The sequence below is a fragment of the Pseudoxanthomonas sp. YR558 genome (genome assembly GCF_900116385.1).
Classification (GTDB): Bacteria; Pseudomonadota; Gammaproteobacteria; order Xanthomonadales; family Xanthomonadaceae; genus Pseudoxanthomonas_A.
In genome coordinates, this window is sequence record NZ_FPCI01000002.1 from 844,846 (window position 1) to 865,595 (window position 20,750).

18 protein-coding genes are annotated in these 20,750 nt (G+C 66.7%); 12 read left to right on the forward strand and 6 right to left on the reverse strand.

Going from position 1 to position 20,750, the window contains the following annotated elements; genetic code table 11:
• The first annotated feature begins 23 nt into the window (after positions 1–23).
• From queA to secF, 5 genes are all read left to right on the forward strand, one after another.
• Positions 24–1,073: a tRNA preQ1(34) S-adenosylmethionine ribosyltransferase-isomerase QueA gene (gene queA / locus BM365_RS15560; protein WP_093490394.1), complete on the forward strand. Its 1,050-nt coding sequence runs from the start codon at positions 24–26 to the stop codon at positions 1,071–1,073.
• Positions 1,070–2,209: a tRNA guanosine(34) transglycosylase Tgt gene (gene tgt / locus BM365_RS15565; protein WP_093490395.1), complete on the forward strand. Its 1,140-nt coding sequence runs from the start codon at positions 1,070–1,072 to the stop codon at positions 2,207–2,209. Before queA ends, tgt begins: the two co-directional genes overlap by 4 nt.
• Positions 2,210–2,347: 138 nt before the next feature.
• On the forward strand, positions 2,348–2,680 hold the full coding sequence (gene yajC, locus BM365_RS15570) for a preprotein translocase subunit YajC (RefSeq protein WP_062350875.1): 333 nt from the start codon (positions 2,348–2,350) through the stop codon (positions 2,678–2,680).
• 99 nt (positions 2,681–2,779) lie between these two features.
• Positions 2,780–4,657, forward strand: coding sequence for a protein translocase subunit SecD (secD, locus tag BM365_RS15575; RefSeq protein ID WP_093490396.1), 1,878 nt, complete (start codon positions 2,780–2,782; stop codon positions 4,655–4,657).
• A gap of 16 nt (positions 4,658–4,673) precedes the next feature.
• The gene (secF, locus tag BM365_RS15580; protein ID WP_093490397.1) at positions 4,674–5,651 is read left to right on the forward strand and encodes a protein translocase subunit SecF; all 978 of its coding nucleotides are present in this window, start codon (positions 4,674–4,676) and stop codon (positions 5,649–5,651) included.
• A gap of 102 nt (positions 5,652–5,753) precedes the next feature.
• Here the strand turns inward: secF and BM365_RS15585 are convergent, their stop codons facing one another.
• Positions 5,754–6,575, reverse strand: coding sequence for an inositol monophosphatase family protein (locus BM365_RS15585; RefSeq protein WP_093490398.1), 822 nt, complete (start codon positions 6,573–6,575; stop codon positions 5,754–5,756).
• A gap of 96 nt (positions 6,576–6,671) precedes the next feature.
• Here BM365_RS15585 and BM365_RS15590 point away from each other — a divergent pair, with 96 nt between their 5' ends.
• From BM365_RS15590 to BM365_RS15600, 3 genes are all read left to right on the forward strand, one after another.
• Complete coding sequence (locus BM365_RS15590) at positions 6,672–7,481, forward strand: RNA methyltransferase (protein WP_093490399.1); 810 nt, start codon at positions 6,672–6,674, stop codon at positions 7,479–7,481.
• 110 nt (positions 7,482–7,591) lie between these two features.
• Positions 7,592–8,473 carry a phosphate/phosphite/phosphonate ABC transporter substrate-binding protein gene (locus tag BM365_RS15595; protein WP_093490831.1) on the forward strand — a complete coding sequence of 294 codons (882 nt, stop codon included), beginning with the start codon at positions 7,592–7,594 and terminating at the stop codon, positions 8,471–8,473.
• Positions 8,470–10,590, forward strand: a complete 2,121-nt coding sequence (locus BM365_RS15600) for a putative bifunctional diguanylate cyclase/phosphodiesterase (protein WP_093490400.1) — start codon at positions 8,470–8,472, stop codon at positions 10,588–10,590. The genes BM365_RS15595 and BM365_RS15600 overlap by 4 nt, the downstream gene beginning before the upstream one ends.
• Before the next feature lie 157 nt (positions 10,591–10,747).
• On the opposite strand, the gene BM365_RS15605 is transcribed toward BM365_RS15600, so the two are convergent.
• A complete protein-coding gene (locus BM365_RS15605) occupies positions 10,748–11,374 on the reverse strand; it encodes an exopolysaccharide biosynthesis protein (protein WP_093490401.1) in 627 nt (208 codons plus the stop codon).
• 1 nt (position 11,375) lies between these two features.
• The gene (locus BM365_RS15610; protein WP_093490402.1) at positions 11,376–12,686 is read right to left on the reverse strand and encodes a hemolysin family protein; all 1,311 of its coding nucleotides are present in this window, start codon (positions 12,684–12,686) and stop codon (positions 11,376–11,378) included.
• A gap of 283 nt (positions 12,687–12,969) precedes the next feature.
• Here BM365_RS15610 and BM365_RS15615 point away from each other — a divergent pair, with 283 nt between their 5' ends.
• Both BM365_RS15615 and BM365_RS15620 read left to right on the forward strand, forming a co-directional pair.
• A complete protein-coding gene (locus tag BM365_RS15615; RefSeq protein ID WP_093490403.1) occupies positions 12,970–13,596 on the forward strand; it encodes a DUF47 domain-containing protein in 627 nt (208 codons plus the stop codon).
• Between the two features lie 12 nt (positions 13,597–13,608).
• Entirely contained in the window at positions 13,609–14,730 is a 1,122-nt protein-coding gene (locus BM365_RS15620) for an inorganic phosphate transporter (protein WP_093490404.1), read from the forward strand.
• Between the two features lie 89 nt (positions 14,731–14,819).
• Here the strand turns inward: BM365_RS15620 and BM365_RS15625 are convergent, their stop codons facing one another.
• Positions 14,820–15,230 carry a hypothetical protein gene (locus tag BM365_RS15625; RefSeq protein WP_093490405.1) on the reverse strand — a complete coding sequence of 137 codons (411 nt, stop codon included), beginning with the start codon at positions 15,228–15,230 and terminating at the stop codon, positions 14,820–14,822.
• Between the two features lie 41 nt (positions 15,231–15,271).
• On the opposite strand from BM365_RS15625, the gene BM365_RS15630 reads away from it, so the two are divergent.
• Together BM365_RS15630 and BM365_RS15635 are read left to right on the forward strand one after the other, a co-directional pair.
• Entirely contained in the window at positions 15,272–15,610 is a 339-nt protein-coding gene (locus BM365_RS15630; RefSeq protein ID WP_093490406.1) for an MGMT family protein, read from the forward strand.
• A 42-nt stretch (positions 15,611–15,652) separates the two neighbouring features.
• A complete protein-coding gene (locus BM365_RS15635; protein ID WP_093490407.1) occupies positions 15,653–16,297 on the forward strand; it encodes a rhomboid family intramembrane serine protease in 645 nt (214 codons plus the stop codon).
• A 62-nt stretch (positions 16,298–16,359) separates the two neighbouring features.
• Here the strand turns inward: BM365_RS15635 and BM365_RS15640 are convergent, their stop codons facing one another.
• Positions 16,360–18,381 carry a M13 family metallopeptidase gene (locus tag BM365_RS15640; RefSeq protein ID WP_093490408.1) on the reverse strand — a complete coding sequence of 674 codons (2,022 nt, stop codon included), beginning with the start codon at positions 18,379–18,381 and terminating at the stop codon, positions 16,360–16,362.
• A gap of 205 nt (positions 18,382–18,586) precedes the next feature.
• Positions 18,587–20,665: a M13 family metallopeptidase gene (locus BM365_RS15645; RefSeq protein ID WP_093490832.1), complete on the reverse strand. Its 2,079-nt coding sequence runs from the start codon at positions 20,663–20,665 to the stop codon at positions 18,587–18,589.
• Positions 20,666–20,750 lie beyond the last annotated feature (85 nt).

A 20,750-nucleotide genomic window follows, 5' to 3' on the forward strand; every position in this document is an offset into this window, starting at 1 on the left:
CACGCCCCCGCAAGGCCCCGACCGTGAAGAAGTCCGATTTCCATTTCGAGTTGCCCGAGGCGCTGATCGCCCAGGCGCCGTTGCCGGAGCGTTCCGCCAGCCGGCTGCTGGTCGTGCCGCGGGGCGAGGCGCCGTTCGTGGACCGCCACGTGCGCAACCTGCCCGAGTGGGTGCGGCCCGGCGACCTGCTGGTGTTCAACGACACGCGCGTGATCCCGGCGCGCCTGTTCGGGCAGAAGGAAAGCGGCGGACGGGTCGAGATCCTGATCGAGCGCCTGCTGCCGGACAACGCGGCGCGCGCCCAGGTCGGCGCCAGCAAGTCGCCCAAGCCCGGCAGCCGCATCCAGCTCGATGCCGGCGGCGAGGCCGAAGTCGTTGGTCGCGACGGCGAGTTCTACCAGTTGCGCTTCCATGTGCCCGGCGCACTCGAAAGCTGGCTGCAGAAGGCCGGCCGCCTGCCGTTGCCGCCCTATATCCAGCGTGCGCCCGGCCAGGACGACGACGAGCGCTACCAGACCGTGTTCGCACGCGAGTTGGGTGCGGTCGCCGCACCCACCGCCGGCCTGCACTTCGACGATGCGCTGCTGGCCACGTTGCGCGAGCAAGGCGTGGAGTTCGGGCACGTGACCTTGCATGTCGGCGCGGGCACCTTCCAGCCGATGCGCGTGGACAACATCCATGAGCACCACATGCACAGCGAATGGCTCAACGTGGGCGCAGCGCTGGTCGAGCAGGTGCGTGCGACGCGTGCACGGGGCGGGCGTGTGATCGCCGTCGGCACCACGGTCGTGCGCGCGCTGGAATCCGCGACACGTCGTACGGAAGCCGGCGAAAGCGAGCTGCAACCGTTCGCCGGCGAGACCCAGATCTTCATCTTCCCCGGCTACCGCATCCGCAGCGTCGATGCGATGGTCACCAATTTCCACCTGCCGGAAAGCACGCTGCTGATGCTGGTCAGCGCGTTCGCCGGCAAAGACCGGATCATGGCCGCCTACGCTCATGCGGTGCGCGAGCAGTACCGGTTCTTCTCGTATGGAGACGCGATGCTGCTGTTCCCGGACGTGGCCGCGTGAGCCGGCTTTCCTTCGACCTGCTGACGACCGACGGTGCGGCCCGCCGTGGCCGGCTGACGTTCCCGCGCGGCACCGTGGAAACCCCCGCGTTCATGCCGGTGGGTACATACGGCTCGGTGAAGGGCATCCTGCCCGAACACGTCGAGGATCTCGGCGCAGAGATCATCCTCGGCAACACGTTCCACCTGTACCTGCGGCCCGGGCTGGACGTGATCGGCGAGCACGGCGGCCTGCATGGGTTCGCGCGCTGGAACAAGCCGATCCTCACCGACTCGGGCGGCTTCCAGGTGTTCTCGCTGGCGCACCGCCGCAAGATCACCGAGCAAGGCGTGACGTTCGCCTCGCCGGTGGACGGCGCGAAGGTGTTCCTCGGGCCCGAAGAGAGCATGCGCATCCAGAAGGTGCTGGACAGCGACATCGTGATGATCTTCGACGAGTGCCCGCCGGTGAACGTCAACGGCAAGCCCGTGGACAAGCGCGTGATCGAGCGATCGATGGAACTGTCGCTGCGCTGGGCGGAACGCTCCAAGCGCGCCCACGAGGGCAACGACGCTGCGCTGTTCGGCATCGTGCAGGGTGGCGTTCACCACGACCTGCGCTCGCGCTCGGCGGACGGCCTGAAGAGCATCGGCTTCGACGGTTACGCGATCGGCGGCCTCGCGGTGGGTGAGACCGAGGAAGAGCGCAACGCGATGCTGGAGCACACCTGCCCGCAGCTGCCGACGGACCAGCCGCGTTACCTGATGGGCGTGGGCCGGCCGGAGGACCTGGTGGAAGCGGTGGCGCGCGGCGTGGACATGTTCGATTGCGTCATGCCGACCCGCAACGCGCGCAACGGCCACTACTTCACCTCGTTCGGCACCGTGCGCATCCGCAACTCCAAGTACGAGCACGACCTGCAGCCGATCGAACCCGGCTGCGGCTGCTACGCCTGCCGCAACGGCTTCACCCGCAGCTACCTGCGCCACCTGGACCGCTGCAACGAGATGCTGGCCCCGATGCTCGGCACCCTGCACAACCTCTGGTACTACCAGCAGGTGATGGCGCAGATGAGGGCGGCCATCGCGGAGGGCCGGTTCCAGGCGTTCCGGGACGGGTTCTATGCCGCCCGCGGGGCCGTCGCGCCGCCCCTCTGATGCCGGTTTCGTCCTCGGCCGGGGAACCATCCGGCGCCGGGGCGGTCTTTTCCAGTCCGGGCCAAGGGGATGCCCGGACGGCCCCCGTCGGCGCGTGGCATAATCCCCGGCTGCTTTTGATACCGACTGGACAAGTCCATGAATCTGCTTGATTTCTTCGTTGCACCCGTGTTCGCCCAGGCCGCTCCGGCACAACAGGGCATGGGTACCTTGGTGTTGATGCCAATCCTGCTGGTCGTCATGTTTGTATTCATGATCTGGCCGCAGATGAAGCGTGCCAAACAGCATCGGGCCATGCTCGAAAAGCTGTCCAAGGGTGATGAGGTGATCACCTCCAGCGGCATCGCCGGCACCGTCACCGACATCGGCGACAACTTCGTGACCATCGAAGTGGCCGACAACGTGCGCATCCGCGTGCAGAAGGCCGCCGTGGGCAACGTGCTGCCGAAGGGCACGCTGAAGTCCGCCTGATCCATCCCGTCCCGTCGCCCGCGCGGCGGGACGGTTCCCTGCTTCATTCCGAACCACTGCTGAGCGCATGCCCGGGAAGGGCCTGTGCGGGTCGCCCCGATGCTTGAATTCCCACGCTGGAAATACGCCCTGATCCTGATCGTCGTGTTGGCGAGCGCGCTGTATGCGTTGCCCAACCTGTACCCACAGGATCCCTCCGTGCAGATCACCGCCAACCGCGGCTTCGCCATCGACGCCGCCCTGCGCGGTCGCGTGGATACCGCGCTGAAGGCCGCCGGCGTTCAGCCCAAGGCCGTGGAGGCCGAGGCCGCCAGCATGCTGGTGCGCCTGCCGGGCCTGGATGCACAGACCAAGGCCAACGATGCCCTGCGCGCGGCGCTGGGCGAGGACTACCTGGTCGCGTTGAACCTGGCCTCGACCGTGCCGGACTGGCTGGGCAATGTGGGTGCGCGCCCGATGGTGCAGGGCCTGGACCTGCAGGGTGGCGTGCACTTTGTGCTGCAGGTCGACCAGAAGGCCGCGCTGGACAAGCGCATCGAAGGCTACCTGGAAGACACCCGCGTCACCCTGCGCGACAAGAGCGTGCGCTACACCGCCGTCGAACGCCGCCCCGACAACAGCATCGTGGTGACGCTGGCCGAGGGCCAGGACACGGCCGCGGCGCAGAAGGTGCTGGCGGCGACCCTGAGCGCGCGCGGCAGCGCCAACGCGCTGCCGGGCACCGGCCTGTCGTACCAGACCAGCGGCAACCAGATCATCATCGGCCTGCCGCAGGCCGAGCTCGACCAGATCGCCGGCGAGGCGATCGAGCAGAACCTCACCACGTTGCGCAATCGCGTCAACGAGATCGGCGTGGCCGAACCCATCATCCAGCGTCAGGGCAATGATCGCGTGGTCGTGCAGCTGCCCGGCGTGCAGGACACCGCCGAAGCCAAGCGCCTGATCGGCGCGACCGCGACGCTGGAATTCCGTGCGGTGGTGGAAGGCAATGCTGCCGACGCCGTCGCCAGCGGCCGCATCCCGCCGGAAGCCAAGGTGTTCCAGCTGCGCGACAACGCCGGTCCGGTGCTGTTGAACAAGCGCGTGCTCGCTTCGGGCGACGAAATGGTCAATGCCCGCGTCGGCGTGGACAACAACGGCCTGCCCGCGGTGGACGTGACGCTCAACAACATCGCTGGCCAGCGCATGTTCGACTACACCAGTGCCAACGTCGGCAAGCTGATGTCGGTCGTCTACATCGAGCGCGTGCCGACGGTGACCATGGTCGACGGCAAGGAAGTGCGCAGCGTGCGCGTGCGCGAGGAAGCGCTGGCGCCGACCCGCATCGCCGGCGTGTTCGGCAAGAACTTCCAGACCACCGGCCTGGAGAAGACCGAAGCCGAGAACCTGGCCAAGTTGCTGCGCGCCGGTTCGCTGGCCGCGCCGATGGACTTCATCGAAGAACGCGTGGTCGGCCCGAGCCTGGGTGCGGAGAACGTCGCTCGCGGCACCAAGGCGGTGGTCTACTCGTTCGTCTTCGCGCTGGCGTTCTTCCTGGTGTACTACCGGATGTTCGGCCTGATCACCTGCGTGGCGCTGCTGTTGAACCTGGTGATGGTGGTCGCGGTGATGTCGTTGTTCGGCGCCACCATGACGCTGCCCGGTTTCGCCGGCCTGGCGCTGACCATCGGCATGTCGGTGGACGCCAATGTGCTGATCAACGAGCGCATACGCGAAGAACTCAGGGCAGGCGTGCCGCCATTGGCGTCGATCGCCACGGGCTACGAGAAAGCCTCCGGCACGATCTTCGACTCCAACATGACCGCGCTGCTGGCCGGCGTGGCGCTGTACGCGTTCGGCACCGGTCCGCTCAAGGGCTTCGCCATCACCATGGTGATCGGCATCCTGACCTCCGTGTTCACCGCGGTCACCGTGTCGCGCGGCTTGGCCACGCTGATCTACGGCCGCCGCCGCAAGCTGAAGTCGCTGGCCATCTGACGAGAGCACACGAACCATGAAACTCTTTCCCCTGCATCTCGTCCCGAACGATACCCGCATCGATTTCATGCGCCTGCGGTGGGTGTCCATCGCGGTCGCCGTGATCCTGGCGGTCGTCGCGATCGGTGCCATCGCCGTCAAGGGCTTCAACTTCGCGCTGGACTTCACTGGCGGCACGGTGGTCGAACTCCGCTTCCAGACCCCGCCGGATGTGGACCAGGTGCGCTCGCGCCTGGAGGCGGCCGGCTACGGCAGCGCCCAGGTCCAGACCTTCGGCACCGGCAGCGACCTGTTGGTCCGCCTGCAGCCGCGCGAGGAAGGGGCCGCCGCGCCTGACGGCGCGGATGCCACCAACCGTACCGCGCAGGACGTGGTCCGGCTGGCCTCCAGCGATGGCAATACCGCCACCATCATGCGCAGCGAGTTCGTCGGACCGCAGATCGGCAAGGAGCTGGCGCTCAACGGCCTGTACACCCTGTTGTTCGTGGTGGCCGGCTTCCTGATCTACATCGGCTTCCGCTTCGAGTGGAAGTTCGCCGTGGCGGCCATCCTCACCACGTTGCACGACGTGCTGATCTGCGCGGGTTTCTTCGCGCTGACCGGTCGCGAGTTCGACCTGACCATCCTGGCCGGCCTGCTGTCGGTGATGGGCTTCTCGATCAATGACACCATCGTGGTGTTCGACCGCGTCCGCGAGAACTTCCGCAGCCTGCGCGTCGAACCGGTGGAAGTGCTGAACCGTTCGGTCAACCAGACCCTGTCACGCACGATCATCACCTCGTTCGTGGCGTTCCTGACCGTGCTGGCGCTGTACCTGTACGGCGGCGGTTCGCTGGAAGGCATGGCGATCTCGCAGATGATCGGCATCGTGATCGGCACGATCTCCTCGATCTTCGTGGCCTGTCCGCTGCTGACCATCGGTTTCCTGAAGGTCACCAAGCAGGACCTGATGCCGAAGGCCAAGGACGAAGCGGCGCTGGCGCGCCGCCCGTAATCGCCCTCCATCAGGTACGAAAAAGGCCACGCAATGCGTGGCCTTTTTCTTTCTGTGCCCCTTGCCGCAGGAACGACAAGGGGCTGCCGCTCGGGGCGGCGATCAGCCGTTGAACGAGGCCGCGTAACCCGACGACACGATGGTCTTCTGGAGGGCTTCGGCAACCTTGAGGTTGCCGGCCACGATCTGGCGGGGCAGGGCGGTGCGGCCGTCGATCTTGCCCAGCGCGGCGCCGCGGAAGTCGCACACCTTGCCGCCGGCCTCGCGCACCAGCAGCACGCCGGCGGCGATGTCCCAGTCCTTCACGCCGGCTTCGAAATAGGCATCCGACCGGCCGCAGGCCACATAGGCCAGGTCCAGGGCGGCAGATCCGGTGCGACGGATGTCTTCGGCATGCACCAGCAGTTCGCGCACGCATTCCAGCTGCGCACCGGCGCGGGCGCGCTCGCGCGGCGGGAAGCCGGTGGTGATCATGGCGCCTGCCAGTTCCTTGCGGTCGGCCACGCGGATGCGACGCTCATTGAGTTGCGCGCCGGCGCCACGGCTGGCGGTGAACAGGTCGTTGCGCAACGGGTCGAAGATCACCGCATCGGTGGGTTCGCCGTTGTCCACCAGCGCGATGGACACGCAGTAGTGCGGGAAGCCGCGCAGGTAGTTGCTGGTGCCGTCCAGCGGGTCGATCACGAAGGTGTAGCGGCCGTTGATCTGGGCGCCGCTTTCCTCGCCGACGAAGCCGTAGTCCGGGTAGGCCCGGCGCAGCTCCTTGATGATGACCTTCTCGGCGTCGGAATCCACTTCGCTGGCGTAGTCCATCCGCTCCTTCTGCACCACGTTCAGGGCGTCCAGCTTGTTGATGCTGCGCAACAGCACGTTGCCTGCCAGGCGGGCGGCCTTGGTCATGACGGTGACGACGGGCTTTTGCATGCGAACGAACCTCGGACAGGCGTGGGGTGGGGCAAAACGAGTGGAAAAGAGCAGCACGGCGCAGAGGCCGGCCTGCGCAGTTTACCATTTGCCCCCATGAACACGCCTCCCTCCGTCATCGATACCGCCATCACCGATCCCATCCCCGCTGCGCTCGCCGCCCGCCTCCGCGTGGTGCTCGTCGGCACGCAACACCCCGGCAACATCGGCGCGGCCGCTCGCGCGCTCAAGACCATGGGGCTGGGCCGGCTGGTGCTGGTGGCGCCGGAGGACTACCCGGCGGACGAAGCCTTCCGGCGCGCAGCGGGCGCGGATGACGTGCTCGCCGCTGCGCCCGTCGTTGCCACGCTGGCCGAAGCCGTGGCGGACTGCCACCTGGTGATGGGATGCACGGCCCGCAGCCGCCGCGTCCAGTTGGAGGAACACGCGCCCCGCCAGGCGGCGGCCGTCGCGGTCGGCCAGGCCGAGGCGGCGGGCGAGGTGGCCCTGGTGTTCGGCCGCGAGCGCACCGGCCTGACCAACGAGGAGCTGCAGCTGTGCCAGGCCGCGGTGCACATCCCCGCCAACCCGGACTACAGCTCGTTGAACCTGGCGGCGGCCGTCCAGGTGTTGACCTACGAACTGCGGATGGCCCTGCTGGAGCGCGTGCAGGCCGTCCCCGCCGCCGATGCGACGCCGGACGAGGCCCCTGCCAGCCATGCGCACCTGGAGGGCTTTTACGCCCAGTTGGGCGACACGCTGGACGCGATCGACTTCCACAAGGGCCGGACCCCCGATTCGGCCATGCGCAAGCTGCGGCGCCTGTTCCACAAGGCAGCCCTGAACGAACAGGAGGTCAGGCTGCTTCGCGGCATCCTGGCCGACGCCCAGCGCATGGCCCGTCTGGCGGGCGGTGCGGGCGGCTGATGGCTGTCTAACTCACACGATTTCCGATAGGCTGCCGCCATCGTTTCGGCGGGCACCTATCGTTGCGTACAACCTGGTTCAGCCTGGCGCTGGCCGCGATCGGCGCAGCGCTGATTCCCGCCAGCATCGCGCCCGCCAGTGCGGCCGGCGACGACCGTGTCCTCGTCCTGGGACGCATAAGCGACGATCCGAAAGCCCACTACGAACAGCTCAAGCCGCTGCTCGACTACGTGGTCCCGCGGATGCGCGACGTCGGCATCACCGAGGGCCGCATCCTGATGGCCCGCGACACCCAGCAGATGACCAGCTACCTGCGACGCGGGCGCGTGGACTGGGTCACCGAGACCGCCGGCACGGGCATGCGCCTGCAGGAGCGCGCGGGCGCCCGGCCGCTGCTGCTGACCGAGCGTGGCGGCGTAAGTCGCTACCACGGCGTCTTCTTCGTCCGGCGCGACAGCGGCTTGGAGCGCCTGGAAGACCTGGGGGGGCGCACCGTCGCTTTCCAGAACACGGCGTCCACCAGCGCGTACTTCGCACCGGCGACGGCGCTGCTCGATGCCGGCCAGCGCCTCGAGATCCTGCTCTCGCCGATGGATCGCCCGTCGGCCGATTCGGTCGGCTACGTGTTCGCCCGCTCCGAGCTGAACATCGCCGCCTGGGTGCACAAGCGCCTGGTCGATGCGGGCGTAGTGAGCAACCTCGACTGGGACGATGTGCGACGCATGCCGCCGGCGTTCCGTCGCGACTTCCGGGTGATCCACGAGACGCAGGATTTCCCGCGCGCGCTCGAAATGGTGCGCGGCGACCTCGACCCGAAGGTGGAGGCTCGCCTGCGTGAAGTGCTGCTGGAAGCCGCCAACGACCCCGCCGCGCGCGATGCGTTGAACGTGTTTTTCCGCACGACCCGTTTCATGCCGGTGGATCCCGCCTCCCAGCAGGCGCTGGACAACCTGCGCCGCGGCGTCGCCCGCGTCAGGGAGCAGGTGGAATGAAGGCCTTGCGCTTCGGGCTGCAGGCGCGCTTCCTGGCCGCCATGGCGATCATGCTGCTGGTGGTCATCGCGCTGGTCGCCACCCTGCTGCACCGGCAGAAGGTGATGCAGAAGGAAGTCGCCGAGCTTGGCCGCGACGCTATGCACGGCATGGTCGAGGACAGCCTGCGCCGGCACGGCGAAGCCACCGTGGACCAGTTGGCCGACGCGCTGGCCAATCCGCTCTATTACTTCGATCTCGATGCCGTCGGCAGCCTGGTGCGCTCCGCGCAGAAGGAACCCGACGTCAGCTACGTGCTGGTCTACGACAACCAGGGCCGCATCATCCACGACGGCACGGCCGACATCGCCGTCTACGGCCAGACCATGACCGATCCGCTGGCTTACGAGGCGATCAATGCCCGGGCCATGCACACGCAGTGGTCCACCCAGATCGTCGACGTGTCCGAGCCGATCATGATCGGCAGCGAGCGCATCGGTGGCGTGCGGGTGGGGTATTCCGTGGCTTCGGTGCGTGCCTACGAGGACAAAGCGATCAATGCCGCGCGCGCGCGCCTGAACGAGCTCGGTGCGCGTCACCTGGGCTGGATCGCGCTGCTGCTCGCCGCGCTGGCAGGCGTCAGCGTGGCGACCATGGTGTACGTGCAGCGCACGCTGGTGCGGCCGATCCGGCAACTGGCGCGCGCCGCGCACGACATCGAGGTGGGCAACTACAACGGCGAGCGCATGGCCAGCGCGCGCCAGGATGAAGTCGGCGAACTCGTGCGCGCGTTCGGCACCATGAGCGACAGCATCGCCCGGCACGACCGCGACGTGCGCCGCATGGCGTACACCGATTCGCTGACCGGCCTGACCAACCGCCTGGCCTTCCGGGAAAGCCTGGATCATCGCCTGATGATGTTGCGTGGCGCGGGTCGTCAGTTGGCGTTGCTGTTCGCCGACATCGACGATTTCAAGCGCGTCAACGACACGTTGGGTCACGAAGCCGGCGACGAGGTGCTGCAGCAGTTCGCGCACCGCATCCGCGATGCGGTCGAACAGCTCGGCGGCGACGACGCACTGCTCGCCCGCTTCGGCGGTGACGAGTTCGTCATCCTGATCCAGGACGGCGACGTGCGCGGCAGCGCCACGCGACTGGCGGAAAAGCTGGTGGCCGAACTCGGTCGTCCGATCGTCGTGCAGGAGCGCCAGGTTTTCCTGGGCACCTCCATCGGCATCACTCTGTTTCCCGAAGATGCATCGGGCGCCACGGCGCTGATGAAGAACGGCGACATCGCCATGTACCAGGCGAAGGTGGCCGGCAAGAACTGTTACCGTTTCTACAGTCGCGCGATGGACCAGGCGGTGGAACGCCGCGTGCGGATGGAGCAGGAGCTGCGTGGCGCATGGGAGCGCGGCGAGCTGAGCCTGATGTACCAGCCGGTATTCCGCCTCTCCGATAGCCGCATCATCGGCGCCGAAGCGCTGCTGCGTTGGCAGCATCCGGAACTGGGCATGGTGGCGCCGTCGGTGTTCATCGACGTGGCCGAACAGAGCGGGCTGATCGAGAGCATCGGCCCGCGCGTGCTGCGCGCGGCTTGCGCCGCTGCCGCGCGCTGGGGCACCGACCGCGATGCGCTGGAGCCTTTGTTCGTTTCGGTGAACGTATCGCCACGCCAACTGCGCAGCGGCGACCTGCCCGACGTCGTGGCCGACTGCCTGCGCGACACCGGATTGCCTGCCTCGCGCCTGCACCTCGAGCTCACCGAAACCGCGGTAATCGCCGACGAGGCGCACGCCAGTGCGCTGCTCGCCACGCTGCACCGCACCGGCGTGAAAGTGTGGCTGGACGACTTCGGTACCGGTTTCTCGGGCCTCAGCCACCTGCGTCGTGTGCCGGTGGATGGCGTGAAGATCGATCGCAGCTTCATCGCCGACATGCTGCGCGACCCCGACGACCTCGCATTGACCACCGCCATCATCGCGATGGCGCATTCGCTCGGCATCACCGTGGTGGCGGAAGGCGTCGAGAAGGAAGGTCAGTTCAACCTGCTGCGCGAACGCGGCTGCGACCTGGCGCAGGGTTACTGGCTGGGCTATCCGGTCACGGCGGCGGAATTCACGCAGCTGATCGCCTGACCGGCGGCTGCTTTCTGTAGGAGCGACCCAGTCGCGACCGCACGCTGTCAGTGACGCAATGGCAGAGTATCCAGTCCGCTAGGCAAGCCGTCTGTTGCGGCGGTTCCGTTGCTACGGTCGCGACTTACGTCGCTCCTACAAATGCAGCGCGACTTGCTCAGAACCAGCTGTCGATCAGTCGACTCAGCGATTCGACCAGGTTGCCGGACAGGAAGCCGAACACCACGACGGCGATCGCGCCGGCGATCCATGCCGCCAACAGCAGGGCGCCGTCGCGTTCCAGTAGCGCCAGCGCGAACAGCAGCAACAGGAAGCCGAACACGTAATTGGTGAACGGGATGGGCAATGCCAGCAGGATGCCCAGCAGCACCAGCAGCAGCCCGGTGAAGCTGAGGGCGATGCGGTTGTCGAGGAATCCCGCCATGCGGGGACGCACCAGCTTCTCCAGGCGGCGCAGCCAAGGCGCCATGCGCTGACGGAAACGCATCATCGCGCTCCGATGCGGCCCGCGGCGGGCGAGGAAGTCCGGCAGCCAGACCTTGCGCATGCCCAACAGCAGTTGCACGCCGACGAGGATCACCATCGGCCCGCCGATCGCGCCGCCGACGCCGGGCACCGGAATGAAGGCCGGCAGCACGCCGATGAAGAGCAGCATGCCGAAGGCCGCCGGGCCGAAACCCTTCAGCAGGTCGCCGAGGCGCAACACTTCGTCGGGATCGCCGGCAGCGAAGCCGTCGATCAGCGTGGCGGTGCTGGTGTGTCGGGGCGCGTCGTCTGCGGCCATATCAGACCGCCAGGTCTTCGCCGTCGGTTTCCGGCAGCTTCTGCAGTAGCAGCTTGTCGATGCGCGCACCGTCCAGGTCGACGACTTCGAAGCGCCAGCCGGCCCATTCCAGTTGCTCGCCCACGTGCGGGATGCGGCCGAAGCGCTCGATCATCATGCCCGCGAGGGTGTTGTACTCGTCGTCGTCGGGCAGGGCCACGCCGCCCAGCAGTTCGCGCAGGTCGTCGTTGGGTAGCGAGCCGTCCACCAGCAGCGAGCCGTCGTCGCGGACCACGACCAGCGGGGCTTCGTCGATATTGTGCTCGGCGGCCTGCAGACGACCGACCACGGCGCCCATCAGATCGCTCTGGGTCACCAGGCCCTGGATCTCACCGTACTCGTCCACGACCAGCGCCAGCGACTGCTGTTCTTCGCGGAAGATCTCCAGCAGCTTCATCGCGTGGGTGGACTCGGAGACGAACAGCGGTTCGCGCAGCTTGATGAAGAGGTCCGGCTTCGCCGCCCCCAATGCCGGTAGCAGCGACTTCACTTCGAGCACGCCGACCACGTCCTGGTCGCTGCCGCGATACACCGGGAAGCGCGAGAACGCGGACTCGTGCATCGTCTCCAGGTTGTCCTCGTAGGAGGCGGCGGCATCCAGCCAGACGATCTTCTTGCGCGGGGTCATCAGACTGTCGGCGGTCCGGTCGCCGAGCCTTAGCACCCGATTGACCATGTTGCGTTCGTCGGCGTCGATCACGCCCTGCTCATGACTCTCGGTCACCAGCATGCGGATCTCTTCTTCCGTCACGGCTGCCCGGTTGTCGTCGCGGATGCCCAGCATGCGCAGCACGCCGCGGTTGATCGCACCCAGCACGAACACGACCGGGCGTGCGATGCGCGACAGCCAGTCCAGCGGGATCGCCACGACGGAAGCGATGGACTCGGCGTTGGTCAGCGCGAGGCGCTTCGGGATCAATTCGCCGAAGATGACCGAGCTGGCCGTGATCAGGGTTACTGCCGTGCCGACGCCGATCGGCGTGGTATAGCGCTGCGCGCCGGGCCAGATATCCGCCAGCCATGACGAGATCATCTGGCCGATGGCGTCGCCGCCGAACATGCCGGTGAGAATGCCCAAGCCGGTGATGCCCACTTGCACGGTGGAAAGCAGATTGTCCGGATGCTCCGCCAGATGCAGGGCCACGCGAGCGCCGCGGCTCTCCTGCGCCATCTGCTTGAGCTTGAGTTTGCGCGACGTCATCAGCGCCATCTCCGACAAGGCGAAGAAAGCATTGATGACGATCAGGAAGGCGACGATTAGCAGCTCGAGCACGGCGCCTCCCGGTCAGAAAGGTGGAGGGCCGGCGAGGCGGGCGGGGTCTGTCGCGGGGGACAGTGGGGGGGAGTAGGGTCGTCGTCCATAGGGTGCACCCCAGGGGGCGCGGGGCGAGTTTAGCAAACGGCCCCGTAGACGAGACGCGAAGCTGAACAAGACGTTTGGCTAATGCGACCCCCGGAAACCTCTCGGCAAACCGCGTCGGACTGTCCGTCCGAGTCATGAAACGGTCATAATTCCGCCCCTGAAGCCGTCCATCCCGTGACGGTGGGACCGCCCGATGTTCTCCCTCCAGACGATCTTCGGCTCCGGCCAGCAGTTCTATACGCTGTTGGACGAGGCCGCCCAAGCTGCCCACGACAGCACCAAGGCCCTGCACACCATGATGAAGGCCACCGACCGCCAGCCGGCGCTCGATGCCTTCAAGCTGGCGCGCCTGCGCGAGCGCGCGGCCTCGGATAAGATCGGTAAGGCATTAGTGGACAGCTTCATCACCCCGATCGAGCGCGAGGACATCGAGGCCTTGGGCTCGGCGCTGTACAAGATCCCGAAGCAGGTCGAGAAGTTCGCCGACCGCTACTCGCTGGCCATCCAACACCTGGAAGGCATCGACTTCGCGCCGCGCGCGGCGATGCTGGAGCAGGCCGCCGCCGTGGTCGTGGACATGGTCCACGAGATCAAGAAGATGAACATCGATCGGATGACCTCGCTCAACGAGAAGCTGCGCGCGATCGAGAACGAGGCCGACCGGTTGATGCTGGAGCTGTACCGCGACATCTACTCCGGTCGCCTGGACCACCTGCAGATGTTCCTGCTGAAGGAGTTCTTCGAGATCCTGGAAAAGGCCATCGACCGCTGCCGCGAGGCCGGCGTGGTGGCGTACCAGATCGTCCTCAAGAACAGCTGACGGGTCGCGCCCATGCTTACCCTCGTGCTGGTGGTGATCTTCGCCGCGCTCGTCTTCGAGTTCATCAACGGCTTCCACGACACCGCCAACTCCATCGCCACGGTCGTCGCCACCAAGGTGCTGTCGCCGGGCCAGGCGGTGATGCTGGCGGCCGGCATGAACCTGATCGGTGCGCTGACCGGTACCGCGGTCGCCAAGACGATCGCCTCTGGCCTGATCGATACCAATGTGGTGCAGGTCACCTCGCAGGTAATTCTGTGCGCCCTGCTGGGCGGCATCATCTGGAACCTCATCACCTGGTGGAAAGGCCTGCCGTCCTCGTCCTCGCACGCGCTGATCGGTGGCCTGTGCGGCGCCGCGCTTGCGGCCGCGCACAACGACTGGGCCGCGCTGATCTGGTCGCAGGCGGCCGGCGACTGGACGCAGAACAAGGGCATCCTGTGGAAGGTCGTGCTGCCGATGATCACCTCGCCAGTGGCGGGCTTCCTGCTCGGCATCGTGGTGATGGTGGCGCTGTGGGGGCTGATCGTCCTGTTCGCGCGCATCGGCGGCTGGCTGGGCCGGCTCGCGCGCCCGCACTTCGTCAACAAGTTCTTCGGCAAAGCGCAGATCCTGTCCGCCGCCTACATGGGTTATGCGCACGGCCACAACGACGCGCAGAAGACCATGGGCATCATCGCGCTGACGCTGTTCGGCGCCGAAGCGACCGGTGCGCTCGACGACCTTCCGGGGTGGCTGGCGTTCCTGCATCCCGGCAGCGCCGGCGAGCAGGACATCGCCATGTGGATCGTCATCACCTGCGCCATCGTGATGGCGCTGGGCACCGCCTCGGGCGGCTGGAAGATCATCAAGACCCTCGGTCACAAGATGGTGAAGCTGCACCCGATCAACGGCTTCGCCGCGGAGACCAGCTCGGCCACCATCCTGACCGTCGCTGCGCACTTCGGCATGCCGGTCTCGACCACGCACAGCATCTCCACTGCAATCATGGGCGTAGGCTTCGCGAAGAACCCGCGCGCACTGAAGTTCAGCGTGATCGAGCGCATCCTGTGGGCGTGGGTGTTGACGATTCCCGCTGCCGGCGGCATCGCCTACGGTCTGTTGCGTCTGCTGGAATCGATCGGCTGGGCGTGATTCCCGCCGTGCCCACACCACGAAAAACGCCGGGCTTGCCCGGCGTTTTTTTGTGGTGCTGAGTGCGCGATGGCGGGCCTGGGCCCGCCCTACAGCAGGTCGCCTTCTGCCGATAGCGCGCGCTCCATGCTGTCGCCGAGGCCGCCGATCTCCAGCACCAGGCGGTCCACCTCGGCCGGGCTGAGGCTTTCGTAGGGGCGGTTCTCGCACAGCTGCAGGTAGGGCACCCCGTCGAGTTCGCCGATGGCCAGGTAGCCCACGCTGCTCTGCCAATTGAACTTAAGCGCACGCTTGGCGTCGATGCCGGTCATGGGTGCGATCACCGTGCTCACGCGCAGATAGCCGCGCTCGTCGTCGTTGCCCAGTTCGGATAGGAAGATCGCCTGGTGCCGCTTGCCGTTCCCCAGCGACAGTTCCACGCAGGCCACGAAGGGGTCGTGCATGGTGACCTTGTAGCCCGAAGAATTCAGGTGACCGCGAACCTGTTCGAAGTTTTCCATGGCGTGCTCCGGTGTTGCCGATGCCGCTATGCTAATCCGGCATGAGCGCCAAGTCTCCCGAAGACCGCATCCTGGCCGCGATCCGCGCAATCCCGCGCGGGCAGGTGGCCGGCTATGGCGAAGTCGCGCACCGTGCGGGCCTGCCGGGGCGGGCGCGGCTGGCGGCGCGCATCCTCAGCCAGAACGACGACCCTGGACTGCCCTGGCACCGCGTGCTGCGCTCGGACGGGCGCATCGCGTTCCCTGAGGGCTCGCGGGCCTATCGCGAGCAGAGCCAGCGCCTGCGTGCGGAGGGCGTAAAGGTGGAGAACGGGCGGGTGAAGCGTCCGCGCAGGACCGACACGCTTGACGAGGCGCTGTGGGGCCCGGGCCAGCCTTAACGTGAGACACGTATCATGGCGGCAGATGCCATGAGGACCGCCATGTTTCCCCGATTGCTGCCCGTCACCCGTAACCTGCTGATTGCCAATGTCGCCGTCTATGTCCTGCAATTGTTGCTGGGCGGGGCGTTCGACATGTTGTTTGCGCTGAGGCCGGTCGGCTATGGCTTCATGCCGTGGCAGTTGCTGACGTATGGCTTCATGCACGATACGTCGGGACTCGCACACCTGGCGTTCAACATGCTCGCGTTGTGGATGTTCGGCAGTCCGCTGGAACAGACCTGGGGTCCGAAGCGTTTCCTTACCTATTACCTGGTCTGCATCGTGGGTGCAGGTCTGCTGCAACTCGGCGTGGGTTGGTGGATGGTGAGCAACGGGGGTATGCCGTATCCCACGGTGGGCGCGTCAGGTGGCGTGTTCGGGCTGTTACTCGGCTACGGGATGCTCTTCCCGAACAATCGCATGATCATCTTCCCATTGCCGATGGAGATCCGCGCGCGGACGCTGGTGATCATCTACGCCGTGCTCGCCCTGCTGATGGGGTTCACAGGCCTGCAGCCTGGCGTGGCCCATTTCGCCCACCTCGGCGGCATGGTGTTCGGCTGGCTGATGATCCGTTACTGGCGTGGCCAACCACCGTTCGGGCGCGGCCGGAAGGGTCCGCCCCGCATGCGCATCGTCAAGTGATGCTGCGATAGAAAAACGGCGCGGAATTCCGCGCCGTTCTCGTGCCGTCTTTCGCGAAAGCCTTAGCGCCAGACGCGGATCTGCTCCGCCTCGCTGGCCTGCATCGGCTGGCCGGCCTTGCAAGTGAACGCCTGCGCGAAGGACGGTTGCTGCGTGAGCGGGCCGTTGGCGCGCCACTGGCCGGGCGCATGCACATCCACCGCTGCGCGCTGCGCAGCTTCGGTCTCGGACAGGTTCTGCGCCCACAGCGTGGCCCAAGCCTTGTAGAACGACTGCTTCGCCGCGGCGTTGGCCTGCGGTTCGGCGGTCGCGAACGCATCCCATGCCAGTTCGACGCCCGCGAGGTCGGCGAGGTTCTCGTCCTGGGTCAGCGCGCCATTGACCTTGACGTTCTTCAGGTCGGGATAAGCGTACGCGCCGTACTGCGTGGCGACCTTGCTGCCCAACGCATTCCATGCGGCCACGTCGGCCGGACTCCACCAGTCGCGCAGCTGGCCCTTGGCATCGACCATGCGGCCCTTGCTGTCGAAGCCGCGGCTCAGCTCGTGGCCGACCAGTGCACCGAACGCGCCGTACTGCACGGCCGCCGGCTGCTTCGCATCAAAGATTTCTTCCTGCAGCACGGCGGCGGTGACGATCAGGCGGTTCTGCGCCAGGTCGTACGCCAGCGCTGGCTGCTGAGGCAGCACGTCCCAGCGACGATCGGCGTTGCCCTTGCCGATGCGCTTCATCTCTTCGCGATGGCGCCAGGTGGACGCGATCAGGATGTTGCCGCCGAAGCTGCCGCGACCCATCGGCTGCACGCTGTAGTCGAGGTCGCGCCTGGGTGTACTGACTTCGATCTTCAGCTTGTCCAGCTTCGCCTTGCCCTCGGCCTTGGCGGCGTCGCTCAGCCAGCTGCTGCGCTCGATGCCGCGGCCCAGCGCGTCACGCACCTGGCCGGCGATCTGCTCGGCACGACGCTTGTGGTCGGACGGGACATACCGCTCGGCGTACTCCTTGCCCAGCATCGGGCCGGCGGCGAGGTTGATGGCGTCGAGCACCTGACGCCAGCGCGGTGCCGGTGCGGCATCACCCCGCAGCACGCGGCCGCGGAAGTCGAACTCCGCGTCGCGGAACGGCTTGGCCAGATAAGGCGCCATCGCATCGCCCACGCGCCAGCGCAGGTAGGCCTTCCACTGGTCGGGCTTGAGGCTGGCGACCAGTCCGTCGAGGCGCTTGAACAGGGCCGGGTCGGCGAGCGACACGGTGTCGTCGCTGACGCCCTGCGCCTTGAGGAAGGCATCGAGCTGCAGGTTGCGGTACTGCTTGCCCAAGTCCTTAGTCGGCACCGGCGCGTAGTTGGCGAACGGGCTGCGCAGGTCGACGATCGGCTTCGACACCTGTGCCAGGCGCGATTCCAGATCGATCACGAGGGCGGATTCGGCATCCAGCTTCGCGGCCGGCGTACCGGTCAGCGCCAGCACCTGCTTCACGTAGGCGCGGTAACGGCCCAGCAGTTCGCGCGTATCGGCGTCGCTGCGGGTGTAGTAGGCGGGGTCGGGCAGGCCCAGGCCGCCCTGCATGAAGTAGCCGATATGGCGGTCAAGCGCCTGCAGATCGACGTCCGGGCTGAAGTTGAACGCCACTGGGATGCCGACCTGGTGCAGCGCGGCGATGGCTGGCGCGACGTCCTTGGGCTTCTTGATGGCGTTGATGCGGTCCAGCAGCGGCGCGATCGGCTTGGCGCCATCGGCTTCCACCGCGGCTTCGTCCAGGCCGCTCGCCCAGAAGTCGCCCAGCAGCTTCTGCACGTTGCCTTGCGGCGACTTCATCGCTGCGTCGAGCAGGGCGCGCTGCTGCTCCAACGTGCGCTCGCGGAAGGCACCCAGGACGCTCACGCCGCCTTCGCCGGCGGGGACGGGGTGGCTCTTCAGCCAGGCGGCGTTGGTCGCGGAGTAGAAGTCGGTGCACTCCGCGCTGACGGCGGGGGCACGCGCGGCGCGCTTCTTGCGCTGCGCATCGGCATCCGGGGCGCCCAGGGCCAGGACCAGGGCGAGAGCGATCAGGGTGGGACGGCCGAGTGCGGTGCGCGGGAGGGACATCAGGGGTGCTTCCGTGATTCAGGGGTCGGGCGATTCTAGCAAGGGCGCCGCGGGCCTCCTGTCACGCCATCGTGCAAATCCCGCCCTACTTGGCGGCGCCAACCGGCCCTGTGTCACAGACTTCGCCGTCAGCATGCATCCGCACGGTCAGGAAAGGAAAAGGCCCGGACAAGCCGGGCCTTTTCGGGTTACGCCAGGTACTCGCTTACCAGATCACGACCTGCTGGTCGCCACCGCGCATCATTGCGTCGCCGGCCTTGCAGGAGAACGCCGCGGCGAACGTCGGCAGGTTCGACGGCGCACCGATGGCGCGGAACTGCGCCGGGGCGTGCTCGTCGGTGGCGATGCGGTTCTTCAGCTCTTCCGGGGTGAAGTTGCGGCGCCACACCGTGGCCCAGTTGAGGAAGAAGCGCTGGTCGCGGGTCAGGCCGTCGGTCTTCGGGTCCGGCGTGCCTTCGGTGGCCTTCTTCATCGCGTCGTAGGCCGTGGCCAGGCCGCCCAGGTCGGCGATGTTCTCGCCCAGGGTGTGGTTGCCGTTGATCTTCTGGCCGTCGGCGGTGCGGTAGCCGTCGAACTGCGCCACCAGCTTGCCGGTCAACGCCTTGAAGCCCTTGGAATCGGCTTCGCTCCACCAGTTCTCGAACTTGCCGGTCGGGCCGAAGCGACTGCCCTGGTCGTCATAGCCGTGGGTCATCTCATGGCCGATCACCGCGCCGATGCCACCGTAGTTCATTTCATCCGTGGCGTTCGGATCGAAGAACGGCGGCTGCAGGATAGCGGCCGGGAACACGATCTCGTTCTGGAACGGGTTGTAGTACGCGTTGACCATCTGCGGCGGCATGCCCCATTCGGTCTTGTCGACGGGTTTGCCGATCTTGCCCAGGTCGAACTTGTAGTTGAACTCCTGCGCGGCCAGCACGTTGCCGATGTAGCTGTCGCGGCTGGTGGACAGGCCGGCCCAGTCGCGCCACTTGTCGGGGTAGCCGATCTTGGTCGTGAACGCGGCCTGCTTCTCCGTCGCCTTGGCCTTGGTTTCGTCGCTCATCCAGGCGAGGTTCTGAATGCGCGCCTTGAGCGCGGCGCCCAGATTCGCGACGAGGGTTTCCATCTTGGCCTTGGCTTCCGGCGAGAACGCGACCTTCACGTACATCTGACCCAGCGCTTCACCGCTCTGGTTCTCGATGGTGGACAGTACGCGCTTCCAGCGGGGTTCGATTTCCTTCTGGCCGCGCAGCGTCTTGTTGTAGAAGTTGAACTGCTCGTTGGCGAACGCGTCGCTCAGGTAAGGAGCGGCGCCATCGACGGTGTGGAAACGCAGGTACGCGCGCCACGTCGCCGCATCGGTATCGCCGAGCATCTTGCTGACTTCCTGGTGGAAGGACGGGATGGCCAGCGAGAACTGCTGCAGGCCGGTCACGCCTTGCGATTCGAGGAACTTGGTCCACGAGAAATTCGGCGTCAGCTTGTCGGCGTCCGCGACGGACACCATGTTGTTGTACAGGCTGACATCGCGCGACAGGTCTTCGCGCGATTTGGACGCCTTCGCCAGGCGCGTTTCGAAGGCCATGATGCCGGTCGCCTGCTTCTGGGCGTCGGCAGTGGCCACGCCGGACAGTTCCAGTACCTTGGCGATGTGCGCCACGTAGGCGTCGCGGATGTCCTTCTTGTCGGCGTCGAAGTAGTAATTCTTGTCCGGCAGGCCCAGGCCGCCCTGCATGGCCACCGCGGTGTTCATGTCGGGATTGCTGAATTCCGGCAGCGCGCCGAAGCCGAACAGGAAGTTCTGTCCCTTGGCCGCCGTCTGCTGGAGGTACGCCACGATGGCGTCCTTGTCCTGCAGGCCGTCGATCGACTTCAGCATCGGCACGATCGGCTCGATGCCCTGTGCGTTGGCCTTGGCTTCATCCATGCCGGTCGCCCAGAGGTCGCCGACGATCTTCTCCACGCCGGTCGCACCGGCGTGTGCAGCGGCCTGCTCGGCCAACTGCTTCTGCACGGCGGTGGAACGCTCGTCCAGCATCTCGAAGGCGCCCCAACTGGTGCGGTCGCTCGGGATCGCATTGGCGGCCAGCCACTTGCCGTTGGCGTAGCCGGCGAAGTCGGCGCAAGCATTCTTGGTGGTGTCGAGGTCGGCGATCTGGAAGCGGTTGACGCCCGGCAGGGTGCTTTCGTCCAGCTTGAGTTCCAGCGCGTCAGGCGCTTTCGCGGCCGTGTCGGCGGCCGGGGCGGCCTCTTCCTTCTTGGCGCACGCGGCCAGTGCGGCGGCCACGGCGAGCGAAAGCATCAGGATCTGGGGTTTGCGGGCAATCACGGTCTACTCCGGCCCCGGGGAGGGGCAATGGAAAAAAGGAACCCCCGGGCGGGGGCGT